The sequence below is a fragment of the Sulfurimonas sp. genome, assembly GCF_027056685.1.
GTDB lineage: Bacteria > Campylobacterota > Campylobacteria > Campylobacterales > Sulfurimonadaceae > Sulfurimonas.
The window spans coordinates 1-11,961 of record NZ_JALUKE010000100.1 but is presented as its reverse complement, the minus strand read 5'-3'; the positions used below and the strand labels follow the sequence as shown (position 1 = coordinate 11,961).

Annotated in this window: 11 protein-coding genes; 7 read left to right on the top strand and 4 right to left on the bottom strand. The window is 35.0% G+C overall.

All coding sequences use genetic code 11. From position 1 onward, the window contains the following. Window positions 1–49: 49 nt before the first annotated feature. The 3 genes from MVY38_RS04450 (at window position 50) to MVY38_RS04440 (ending at window position 3,157) form a co-directional block, all read left to right on the top strand. Window positions 50–439: a prepilin-type N-terminal cleavage/methylation domain-containing protein gene (locus MVY38_RS04450; RefSeq protein ID WP_297483957.1), complete on the top strand. Its 390-nt coding sequence runs from the start codon at window positions 50–52 to the stop codon at window positions 437–439. Between the two features lie 414 nt (window positions 440–853). Continuing rightward, window positions 854–1,306 carry a type II secretion system protein gene (locus tag MVY38_RS04445; protein WP_297483956.1) on the top strand — a complete coding sequence of 151 codons (453 nt, stop codon included), beginning with the start codon at window positions 854–856 and terminating at the stop codon, window positions 1,304–1,306. After that, a complete protein-coding gene (locus MVY38_RS04440) occupies window positions 1,307–3,157 on the top strand; it encodes a primosomal protein N' (RefSeq protein WP_297483955.1) in 1,851 nt (616 codons plus the stop codon). 293 nt (window positions 3,158–3,450) lie between these two features. Here the strand turns inward: MVY38_RS04440 and MVY38_RS04435 are convergent, their stop codons facing one another. Further along, window positions 3,451–4,635 (bottom strand): peptidoglycan DD-metalloendopeptidase family protein, encoded by a 1,185-nt coding sequence (locus MVY38_RS04435; RefSeq protein ID WP_297483954.1) that lies wholly within the window; start codon window positions 4,633–4,635, stop codon window positions 3,451–3,453. Between the two features lie 101 nt (window positions 4,636–4,736). Between MVY38_RS04435 and MVY38_RS04430 the strand changes: the two genes are divergently transcribed. From MVY38_RS04430 to MVY38_RS04415, 4 genes are all read left to right on the top strand, one after another. Then, window positions 4,737–5,513: a plasminogen-binding N-terminal domain-containing protein gene (locus tag MVY38_RS04430; protein ID WP_297483953.1), complete on the top strand. Its 777-nt coding sequence runs from the start codon at window positions 4,737–4,739 to the stop codon at window positions 5,511–5,513. After that, complete coding sequence (locus tag MVY38_RS04425) at window positions 5,510–6,895, top strand: FAD-linked oxidase C-terminal domain-containing protein (RefSeq protein WP_297483950.1); 1,386 nt, start codon at window positions 5,510–5,512, stop codon at window positions 6,893–6,895. The genes MVY38_RS04430 and MVY38_RS04425 overlap by 4 nt, the downstream gene beginning before the upstream one ends. A 7-nt stretch (window positions 6,896–6,902) precedes the next feature. Next, the gene (locus tag MVY38_RS04420) at window positions 6,903–7,769 is read left to right on the top strand and encodes a YihY family inner membrane protein (protein WP_297483948.1); all 867 of its coding nucleotides are present in this window, start codon (window positions 6,903–6,905) and stop codon (window positions 7,767–7,769) included. A 73-nt stretch (window positions 7,770–7,842) separates the two neighbouring features. Beyond that, window positions 7,843–9,036 (top strand): AAA family ATPase, encoded by a 1,194-nt coding sequence (locus MVY38_RS04415; RefSeq protein WP_297483946.1) that lies wholly within the window; start codon window positions 7,843–7,845, stop codon window positions 9,034–9,036. A 15-nt stretch (window positions 9,037–9,051) separates the two neighbouring features. On the opposite strand, the gene MVY38_RS04410 is transcribed toward MVY38_RS04415, so the two are convergent. From MVY38_RS04410 to MVY38_RS04400, 3 genes are read right to left on the bottom strand one after another with little or no spacing between them, the layout of a single operon-like run. After that, window positions 9,052–10,335 carry a ComEC/Rec2 family competence protein gene (locus MVY38_RS04410; RefSeq protein ID WP_297483945.1) on the bottom strand — a complete coding sequence of 428 codons (1,284 nt, stop codon included), beginning with the start codon at window positions 10,333–10,335 and terminating at the stop codon, window positions 9,052–9,054. A gap of 15 nt (window positions 10,336–10,350) precedes the next feature. Further along, window positions 10,351–11,796 carry a replicative DNA helicase gene (locus MVY38_RS04405; protein ID WP_297483943.1) on the bottom strand — a complete coding sequence of 482 codons (1,446 nt, stop codon included), beginning with the start codon at window positions 11,794–11,796 and terminating at the stop codon, window positions 10,351–10,353. Next, complete coding sequence (locus MVY38_RS04400; RefSeq protein WP_297483942.1) at window positions 11,797–11,925, bottom strand: hypothetical protein; 129 nt, start codon at window positions 11,923–11,925, stop codon at window positions 11,797–11,799. Between the last annotated feature and the right edge of the window lie 36 nt (window positions 11,926–11,961).

The window sequence follows — 11,961 nt, the reverse complement described above, 5'->3', positions numbered from 1 at the left end:
TTTTTAAGGTTACTAGTGTAATCCAAATATTTTAATTAAGGAGTTCTTTATGAAAAGAGCTGGTTTTACTATGATCGAATTGATCTTTGTTATTGTTATTTTAGGTATTTTGGCAGCAGTTGCCATTCCAAAACTTGCGGCTACTCGTAGTGACGCTGAAGCAGCGAAAACGGCTAGTGATTTAGCTACATGTGTTGGTGATGCAGGTGGAGCATACCTTAAAACAGGTTTATTTAGTGGAGTAACTGGTACTGCAGATACAGTTGTTGTTTCGCCTGCATGTACAGAGGCAGCAAGTTGTTTTACTTTGACTGCTAAGGATAGTGCAGGAACATTAACTATTAAAGATAGTGGAGCTGGAAATAAATGTACTGAGGCACACGCTTTAGCAGCAAAAAATTCTATGTCTTCAGCTACTGGTGTTACGCATAATTTTTAATACCTCAGTAGCCGATTTCTCATTTTAGTGAGAAATCTATTTTTGTTTACCATATCTCCAAGATTTTACTTGGAGATATTATTAGGTCAGTCTCCAAAATAAGCTAAAGTTAAAATAGAAGAAATTCTGTAAGGAGTTTCTTATGCAAAAGACTAGGCAAACTTTCACAATGATAGAACTTGTATTTATGATAGTTATTTAGAATCACAAAGTTTAAATTTAAACGAACGGAATGGTGTTTAAATAACTGTAGATGAACCATGTTTTACATTAAATAAAGATGATGGAGAAGGAACTTGAAAGGTGAAACATACTTCTATAACAAGTTAAGTATGTCTTGTAACTTAACGCTTAGTTGAAAAAATCATTTCTCTTCTATTGCTAGTGTTGAGCACAAATTTTAAGGAAATATATATGACTAAAAATGCATTTACAATGATAGAGGTAGTCTTTGTTATCGTGATTTTAGGGATTTTAGCAGCTATTGCCGTACCAAAATTTGCAGCGACACGTGGAGATGCTCTAATAGCAAAAGGGCGTTCCAATGTAGCTTCAATTCGTTCGGGAATTATTACAGAACGACAGTCTAGGCTCATTAAAGGAATTTCCTCTTTTATTCCAAATGGTACAGGTACTTATACCAAAAATGGTAGCACATACAATCAGATGGATCATGGAGGACTTTTTGGAGGGGTATTGATGTATCCGATTTCTCCATCAACTGGAAATGATGGTTGGAGTGCAGGGGCAACAAGCGGAACATATATTTATAAAATTGGAGGAAGTTCCAATACTTTCACTTATACACCTTCAGATGGAAAATTTCTCTGTACATCAGGCAATGAGTGTGACAAGTTAACAAAATAGTTGAATTATTATAACATCTCCCTTATAGGCTCTCCTCTTGAGCCTTTTACCTACCATTTTGACACTGTTTTAGAAGTTGGACAACAGGTGGAAGTCTCTGTGCGTTCTCGTAAAGCCTTTGGTGTTGTGCTCTCTCAAACGCCTCAACCTGCGTTTAAAACAAGTGAAATTCTACAAGTCACTGCATTTAGCTACTCTAAAAAGCAGATGGAGCTTGCAAAGTTCATCTCCTCTTATTACATCTGTTCATTTGGGGATGCTTTGGCTCTTCTCGTTCCTTTTAATAAGACAACGCAAGAATCTAAACGCAGTGATAAAGATGAATATATCTCAAAAATAAAACTTTCACAAAAACAGAGTGAAGCATTATTTTTTTTACAAAAACATAAAGTCTCTTTACTCTTTGGCGATACAGGAAGTGGTAAAACAGAGATATATATGAAGTACTTTGAGCAGATGATAGCACTCTCTAAACGCAGCATCTTTTTGATGCCTGAAATTTCACTTACACCACAAATGTCCAAAAGACTTGAAGAGCATTTTGGTGAGAATGTTGTAATGTGGCACTCAAAACTCACACCAAAAAAGAAAAAAGAGGCGATGGGAAAAATTCAGAGTGGAGAAGCAAAAATCATAGCTGGACCACGCTCTGCACTCTTTTTACCCATAGAAGATTTAGGGCTTATAGTTGTTGATGAAGAGCATGACGATAGTTATAAATCCTCTTCAAGACCACGATACAATGCTCGCGATATAGCCATATATATGGGCAAACTTTATAATGCTGCAGTTGTTTTAGGCTCTGCAACTCCATCGCTCAATGCTTATGTGAAATTTCCTCACATACGCTTACGAGGGGGACATTTTGTTTCTAAAAAGAGTTTTATATATGAAAAAAATATAGAGAGTCTCTCTCCTTTGATTATAAATAATCTACGAGAAACGGTGCAAAAAAAAGAGCAGGCTATTGTTTTTTTACCGACACGGGCAAATTTTAAATATCTTATTTGCCAAGATTGTGGACATACAATAAAGTGTGCATTTTGTAGTGTGGGAATGAGTGTTCACCAACACTCACGAGCCTTAAAGTGTCACTATTGTAACTTTACACAGGCTATTCCCCAAGTTTGCCCAGAGTGCCAAGGTGCACATTTAACAAGTTCACGATTAGGTACGGCAGAGGCTGTACAAAACATACAAGAGTTACTTCCAAACGCAGTGATACAACAGTTTGATAGAGATGCCATCACTACAGCCAACAAACTAAAAAAAGCACTCAAAAAGTTTAATGACAAAGAGAGTGACATTCTTGTTGGTACGCAGATGCTCTCAAAAGGGCATGATTATCATGGAGTAACGCTAGCTGTAGTGCTTGGAATGGACAATATGCTCAATATGAGTGATTATCGAGCACGAGAAAAAGCTCTTTCAACGCTTATTCAGGTATCAGGACGAAGTGGACGGGCAAAAGATGCAAAGGTTATTGTACAGACTTTTAATGAAGATTTTTTTAGCACTTACATAGATAAATATGAAGAGTTCTTAGAGTCTGAAAAAGTTTTTAGAGAGGAGCTTTACCCTCCATATAAAAAGCTTTGTCGTCTGCTCTTTTCAGATAAGAATGGCGCAAAAGCTCGCGATGCTATGGGGCAGATGCAAGAGCGTCTCACTGCGTTTAGTAAGAGCGTAGAGATAGTCGGTGCAGGAAAATGTGCGATAGAGAGAGTAGCAAATAAGTACCGTTTTGAAATACTACTTCGTGCAGATAAAAGCACAGACCTCATAAAAGCCATAAAAGCTACAAAAGTAAGCATGGCTGAGATAGATATGGATCCGTTGGAGTTTGCATAAAAAAAGGAGAGGGTGATTACTCCTCTCCAAATGTTAAAAGAGCTTAGTTAAGTAACCAAGTATTAACAACAGTATAACGATACGATACAAAGGAAAATCCTTTTTTTCAACACTCCCACCCAGCACTACCCACACAAAAAAATGTGCAAAAAAAAAGCCTTGCCTCAATAAATGAGACAAGGCTTTACAGTGTTCAGGGTAATCAGACCTGTATATCGTTATACTGTTTCAAGATTGATTATAGCATAAAGTTATTAATTTTCAAAAAAAATATTAGTTGTTCTTCGATTTCATCAATTCTTATTCGTTACAAGATGTACATAAGACATATCTTGAAAAGGTGGAAGCTTTTTAAATGTTGTTTTGTTCTGAAGTAGAAGTGCTATACTTTTATCATCTCTCTTTTTAAGTTTTAAAAATGCTCTTTTTTTCCTGCCTGTTAATTTTTTTGTTGCTATTTGAATAATATGGAGTGGATTTATAGGACGACCATGTATTCTTATCTCAAAATGTAAATGTGGTCCAGTTGAGCGACCTGTTGTTCCTACATAGGCAACGATTTGACCTTTTTTGACATGAGAACCTCTATGGATTCCTCTTCTAAAAGCGTGTAGATGAGCATAGCGTGTTTCGTATCCATCTGCATGACGGATTTTTACAAGGTTACCATAGGTGCCTGCTCTTGCACACCAGATGACGGTGCCGGCACCAGCTGCATGAACAGGTGTTCCTCTTCTTGCAGCAAAGTCTACACCATTATGTGCTTTCCATTTATGTAAAATTGGATGCCATCTTCTTTTTGAAAATGGTGAAGATACTCTTGCTCCTGGAATTGGACGACCAAATAAAAAGCCTTCAACTTCAGCACCTTTTTCATTATAGTAACGCCCATTGCTGTTAAGATAAATATAGTGCTTTTTATGGTGCATCTCTATCATGGCAACTTTGAGTGTAGGCATAGAAAAAGGGTAGCCAAGACGATACTTTTGTGTATATATCATCGCAAGTTTGTCACCTTTACGGATATTATTTTTGAAATTGAGTGAGTGTCTAAAACTAGAGACAAAAATTTGAACAAGTTTATTTGAACCTGTTGCTTTTAAAATATTGTAGTTTGGAGAGCTTGTAATGGTGGTGTAAAAACCCTCTGTTTTTGTTGTTGAGATGATGGGAATAGCTTCAAATGAGTAAGATTTCCCTTTTTTGGCAATATGAATTTGTAACTCATCATTTAATGGAAGTAAAATTTGTTCAATATTACCTTTGTTGTCCCGAAGAATTTGGTAGTGAATACCACTCCGCATCTCTTCGGTTAATTGTTGGTCATCTTTGTCCAAATTATAGTAGAGTGGTTTTGTAGGAAGGTTATTTCTTTGTAAAAAAAGGAGATAACTTTCACCATTGTCCCATCTGTACCTATCTACAGTTGAGGCAAAAAGAGAGGTAAAGAGAGATAAAAATATGAAAAATCGTAGCATAAATATAAACCTAATTTAAAATAAAATGAAACTTTAGCAAATTTTTGATTAATATGAGGTTTGTTTGATATAATCGCATATATTATTAAAAAAGAAGTAAGATGAAATATATTGTTTTAGTTTTATTAGCATTGGTTAATCTCTATGCTAGCGTTGTAACTGCTCCTATTGTATCTGTAAATAAAAAAAATGACACAATTACAATAAACATAAATAAAATTGATGTAGGTATGAGTGGCTTTGTTGTGCATTATATTACACCTAAACATAGTGAAGTTATTGATAATGCTGTTGTTCAAAGTTTTGATGCAAATAAAAGTGAAGCAACACTCAAAATAAGCTCTTTTCATATGCTGGACAATGACTCTGTACCCAAAGAAGAGTTCAAAGCAGAAGTTGGAGATAGTGTTGAACTTGCATTTGGTTACAGCCGTGCTATGCTTATTGCTCCAGATGAGGCAATTTACCACCGTATTACAAAAAGTGTGCAAACGCAGTGGATACATCCTGATTTGTTTGCGACCATTCTCTCTTATACAGGACACCCATCGCCACTTGTAAGTGATTTTCATAGTATGTCTGAGGCGACAAGTACAGGACTTTTATTTATTTATCTCGATAAAAAAGTCTACACACTAGATATGAAAAGTTTTAAAATCTTACATATTAGTGCCGCACCATTAGAGCAAAAAAAAGTGAGATTACCTTTCTATACACGAGTACAGAAAATAGAATCTTCTTGGTGGGATTGGGGAAAAGGGACATCGCAGGTAAAAAACTATACAAAATACTACTATAAACTTTTAATGCAAAATAATGCAAACAATAAAGAGTTAGTTTCATTATATAAAAAGTACGAAAAAAGGGGTGAAAAATGATAGATTCAGGACATATTGAACATTTTAAAAATATTGTAGGAAGTGAAAATATTTATAGCGATAAAGCACATCTTTTAGCATACTCTTATGATGCAACACGAGAACATTTTGAACCAGATGCTGTGGTTTTTCCTCGTCATGAAGAGGATATTAGCGAAATTTTGAAGTATTGTAATATGCATAAAATTATTATTGTACCTCGTGGTGCTGGCTCTGGTTTTACTGGTGGGGCATTGCCTAGTAGTGGGGGCATAGTTCTTGCCATGGAAAAACATATGAATAACATTCTTGAGATAGATATGAAAAATATGGTAGCTATTGTGCAACCAGGTGTGATAAATATGGACTTACAGCGTGCTGTAGAAGAGGTGGGACTCTTTTATCCACCAGATCCAGCAAGTCAAGATTACTCTACAATTGGTGGAAATGTAAGTGAAAATGCAGGTGGAATGCGTGCTGCAAAATATGGCATTACAAAAGATTATGTAATGGCTACTCGCGCTGTACTTCCAAACGGTGATATCATCAAAGCAGGAAAACGCACCATTAAAGATGTGGCAGGGTATAACATTAGTGGTATTTTAATAGCCTCTGAGGGAACGCTTGCGGTACTTACAGAGATTACACTCAAACTCATTCCAAAGCCTAAAATGACAAAAACAGCAATGGGAATTTTCCCTACTGTGAATGATGCGATGGAAGCGGTCTATAAAACGATGGCAAGTGGTATTACACCAGTTGCTATGGAGTTTTTGGATAATCTTACCATTCGTGCAGTTGAGCAGACATTTCATAAAGGCTTACCAGTTGATGCAGGTGCGCTCCTTGTAACAGATGTTGATGGAAACCTAGAAGATGATTTAGATTTTCAACTAGGACAAATTGAGAAAGTATTTAAAGAGAATGGATGTAGTGAGTTTAGAGTTGCAAAAGATGACAAAGAGGCGGCAGAGATATGGTTTGCTCGCCGTAATGCTTCTCCTGCACTCTCTATTTATGGAAGTAAAAAACTTAATGAAGATGTCACTGTTCCTCGTGCTGTTTTACCAGAACTTTTAGAGAGATTTTCTGCTATTGCTAAAAAATATAGTGTAAATATTCCATGTTTTGGACATACTGGAGATGGAAATGTCCATACAAATGTAATGGTAGACGGCTCAAACCCTCGTCAAGTTGCAATTGCTTATCAGGCCATAGAAGAGGTTTTTCAAGCGACTGTTGATTTAGGTGGAACACTCTCGGGGGAGCATGGCATTGGACTGGCAAAAGCACCATATATGTATATGGCATTTACAGATGAAGAGATGAACCTTTTTAAATCTATCAAGGCTGCGTTTGATCCTAACAATATTTTAAACCCTGCAAAAATGGGACTTAGTTAAACGCAGTATGAATAAAAAAGTAAAAATTGTACTCCAAGAGGCAAAACTGTTTGTAAGCTCTTTTGTTGATAAAGAGCTGACCCTTTTTGCTGCAAGTTTGAGCTTTTATACAATTTTTACGATTATTCCACTCCTACTTATCATTATGGCAATTTTAACATCTCTGCCATCATTCGCGGAGTATTATGAGAAAATTCAAGGTTTCATCTTTTCAAATCTTATGCCGGTAAACTCCGATACAGTGATGATTCAAATAAATGGCTTTTTACAAAACTCTTCAAAAATGGGGGCTATAGGATTTCTTGCTATTTTAGTCTCTTCTATGCTTTTTTTCAAAAACTTTGAGTATATTGCAAATAAGATATTTCATGCTAGAGCGCGAACTTTATGGGAGAGCATAACGACATACTGGACGCTTTTAACACTTACTCCCATTGCTCTTGGTGTCTCATTTTACATTACGGGATATATCGCAGCTTTAATAGCTTCTAATGATTTAACATCAGGTTTAAATATTTTACCATTGATTCCTTACATCATCATCTGGGGACTCTTCTTTCTTATATTTCAAATTGCAGCAAACGCAAAAATAAACCCTAAAGCTTCACTTATAAGCTCTTTTGTTGTCTCTGTCATATTTAGTGTGAGTAAAAATGCTTTTATCTATTATGTCTTTTTAAATAAGTCATATACTACAATGTACGGCTCCTTTGCCATTTTAATGTTTCTTTTTTTATGGATATATGTTTCGTGGATTATCTTTTTATATGGTTTGAAACTATGCTATATTATAGATAAAATATATAAAAATAGAGCCTACATAAATAAGCAACAACCACAAAGCCCTCCTACTAAAAATACTCAAGAGTGTTGATTTCTTTCTCAATAAATCAAATAAATGCTATAATTGTTTACGGCTATAGACAAATACAATTATGGAGTACTTCATGCTAGATAAATTATTTTCTTTTCAAAATAGATTAAAAAAATCACATACAATAGAGTATAAAAGATCTTTGTATAAGGAGATAAACTTTGACGATAAGATGATTGCTGTATTTGGTGCAAGGGGAGTTGGTAAGACAACACTTCTTTTCCAATACTTACAAGAGTTGCAAGAAGAAGATAAAAATGCACTCTATATCTCCATGGATTATCCATTTTTAGTAGGTACAGATTTGATTGATATTGTTGAAGCATTTGTAGAATCTGGAGGAGAATATCTACTTCTTGATGAAATACATCGCTACAATGATTTTAGTGCTTATTTAAAAACAATTTATGACATGTATAACATTTATGTCATCTTTACAGGGAGTAGTGCAACATCTATTTTAAATGCAAAAAGTGATTTAAGTAGGCGTGTAACACTCTATAATCTTCATGGTTTTTCATTTAGAGAGTATTTGGAGTTTAAATATAAAACTACTTATGATAGTTATAAACTTGAAACTCTTGTTGAAAACCATATTGATATATGCGAAAGCATTGTAAAGAAAAATCATAAAATATTGGATGACTTTAAGGAGTATATAAAAACAGGCTACTATCCATTCTATTTCGATAAAAAAAACTCTTATTATGAGAGCCTTTTGAATACTATTAACTTGACAATTGATTTGGACTTAACCTCTTTAGGTTTGATAGAACAAAAATATACTTACAAGCTAAAAAAGCTTTTAGAAGTTGTTTGTGAAAGTAAACCATTTGAAGTAAATTATACAAAAATAGCTGCAGTAGCAGAGATTAGCAGAGCAAAACTTTATGATTATGTAGAATTTTTAAATGATGGTCAAATGCTTCTTTTGGTGGATGAATATGTTAAGGGGATAAAGAAAATTAATAAACCTGCAAAAATATACCTAAATAATACAAATCTACTTTTTGCCTATTGTCAAAAGAGTGAAATAGGTACAGTGAGAGAGACATTTTTTGCAAACCAACTGAGAGTAAAAAATAGACTCAACATTGCTAAAGAGGGTGATTTCTTTGTTGATGAAAAATATACTCTGGAGATTGGTGGGAAAGATAAAGGGTTTAGCCAAATAAAAGATTTGCCTAATTCTTATGTTGCATCTGATGAGATAGAGATTGGATTTTGTAATAAAATACCACTTTGGGTGTTTGGATTTTTATATTAATTATATGCTCTAAAACTATGCTACATTATAGATAAAATATACAAAAATAGAGCCTACATAGATGAGCAACAGCCACAAAGCCCTCCTACTAAAAACACTCAAGAGTGATAAAATAATTTCAACAAATAAATAGCTAATGTTAAGATGCTCTTGGAGTGCGTTTAGGTTTGCATTGAGTAGCATATTTACAATAGGATCAAGCAGATTTCCAAAACCAAAGAGATGCAAAAAGAGTGCTAGTGGGTAAAAGAGTGTAAAGAGGGTTGAGTAGAGAATTGAGAGGGGATGGTAGAGCGAAAAATTCCCAAAAATAGTAAGTGAATAGGGGAGCATCAAAAGATAAACCCAAAATGGGATGAGAAGAAACTGTTTTACTTTACTATAATGCTTAAAGTAGATAAAAAAGAGAAATATATAAAAAACACCACTCACACTAAGCCAAAAACCTATGCTAAAGAGCAGTTTTGGAAATAGGGCAAGTATGAGTAAAATAGTGATACCAAGAGTCTGCATGGAGATGATTTTCATTCCTCTCTCGTATAAAATAAATCCTACCATAAGCATAATAAAAGCCCGAAGCAAAGAGGGTGGAGTAGAGAGAAAAAGCATATAAGTCAGCAGTATAAACGCAGTGATTGTAAAACTATCTTTTGTGTAACTTCTGTATGGAAAATAGCGGTTTTGTAGGAATTTATGGGGGTATTTTAGCAATAAAAAGAGAATAAAACTTAATACTCCTAAGTGAAAACCACTAATGGCAATAAGATGAGAAATACCAAGATTTGAAAACTGTATTTGTAAATTTCTAGGGAGTGGTTTTGCTAAAAAGAGTGCCTCATAAACAGCTGTAACATTTTTATCTTTATGTTGTGTGGCTATTGCGTTTGAGACTCTATTCATAAGAGAATTTTCATTATAAATTTTGATAATTTTACTAAAAGCAAAGAAAGTTCGCATATACTCATAAAAAGAGATTTTCCCAGCCCAGATTTCTAGTTTAATAGTTTTGTTTTTTATGTTTTTGAGATTTTTGCTTGCAGTTGTATAAAAAGTAAAGCCATCATCACTCCGTAATTTCAGCACCTCATAGCGTTTTAATTTCCCTTTTTTTGTTCGTTTTGTTTTTGTGTACTGTTTTAAGACGACTGCGTTTACTAGCTGAGAGTCAAATTTTGTAAGTTCGTGGTATTTGTAGTATTGATAAGAGAGAGATAGAAAAAGGAGAAACAAGAGCAGTGCCAAAAGAGTGAAAATATCTCTTTTAGAAGATAGTAGCTCAATGCTCTCAATATTTTTCATTAGTGAAAATTCTCATTAAATAGCTGGCATCTCTACATTTGGCAGATTAACCTGTGCGGATGAGGTGTCGACATTTTCATAAACAGTCTCTACAGCACTTGCAAAACTTGGCGCATCGACAAAGCGGGTGAGTTTTTTCTGAAAAACAAGTTTTACATGCCCTGTTGGACCATTTCTCTGTTTTCCAATGATAATTTCAGCATCCTCTTCCTCTTTTTCAACATAGGTGGAGGTAAACTCTTTGCCCTCTGCTTTTGCAGCTTTTTCCCGCTCTTTTTCTTCTTTGTAGAGGTAAACATCATCACGATAGACAAATAAAATAATGTCGGCATCTTGCTCAATAGAACCAGATTCGCGAATATCACTCAGCATTGGACGCTTGTCATTTCTGCTCTCTAGCCCACGATTGAGCTGAGAGAGGGCAACAACTGGCATTTCAAGTTCACGGGCAAGCATTTTAAGTCCACGAGAAATTTCTGAAACTTGTAAGTGTCTGTCTTGATTACCAATTCCTGACATAATTTGCAAGTAGTCGATGACCGCTATCTCAATCTCTGGGTGTTGATTTTTAAGTTTTCGAAGTTTTGAGCGTAGTTGGTTAATATTGAGACTTCCCTGATCATCCACAAAAAGTTTTGCAGAGTTCATTCTGTCTATGGCACCATTAAGGTTACTCCACTGATCATCATTCATATCTCCTACACGAAGTTTTTGCAGTGGAATAGATGTTTGAATGGAAAGCAAACGCAACATTAATTGTTCAGCAGGCATTTCAAGTGAGAAAAAAGCGACACCTTTGCCTTGTACTATAAGGGAATTGACCGTGTTTAAAATGAAGGAAGTTTTCCCCATTGCAGGCCGAGCGGCAATGATAACTAAATCACCTTTACCAAACCCTGTCGTCATTTTGTTGAGCTCTTTAAATCCTGTATCTACCCCGACAAGTATAGAGTTTCCGCGTGCTTTCATTTCTTTGATATATTCCATCGTATCGAAGGTCATTTTTGGAGAGTCTTTGAAATCGCTTGTCTGGTTGTCTTGTGTAATTTCATAAAGCTTTTTTTCGACAATGTCCACAACTTCGGCAGAAGGAAGTTCCTCTTCGACTGTAACGCGTTTTATCTCTGTTGTGAGTGTTAGGAGGTTGCGTTTAAGTGATTTGTCTTTTATCTCCTCAACATAGGCAGTAGTATTTGAGATAGGGTTTGCAGAGAGAATTTCAAGCAGTACCTGTTCATCAAATTTTTTTGCTTTTATAAGCTCTTTTTTGATGAACTCTTCATCTATTGGCTGATCTTTTTGCAGTAGTGTGAGCATCGCAGCAAAAATATCCTGATGTGCAGGCAGATAAAAGTCATCTTTTTTTAAAATGACACTCAGCTCATCAAATTGGCTTGGCTCAAAGATGATAGAGCTAAGAACACTGCGTTCAAAGGCTAGGTTGTAGAGATTATCTTGCATTTACATATACTCCTGCTGTAGCGTATTAAGTAGTTTTAAGATATTAGGATTGCCTTTATGCTCCTCTTTTGAGAGCTCTATTGCTTCTAAAATATCTAAAAGATATAATGATGGACTTCTTTTAAACATAAATAATATCTTCAATAATCGATTTTTTTATAAAAG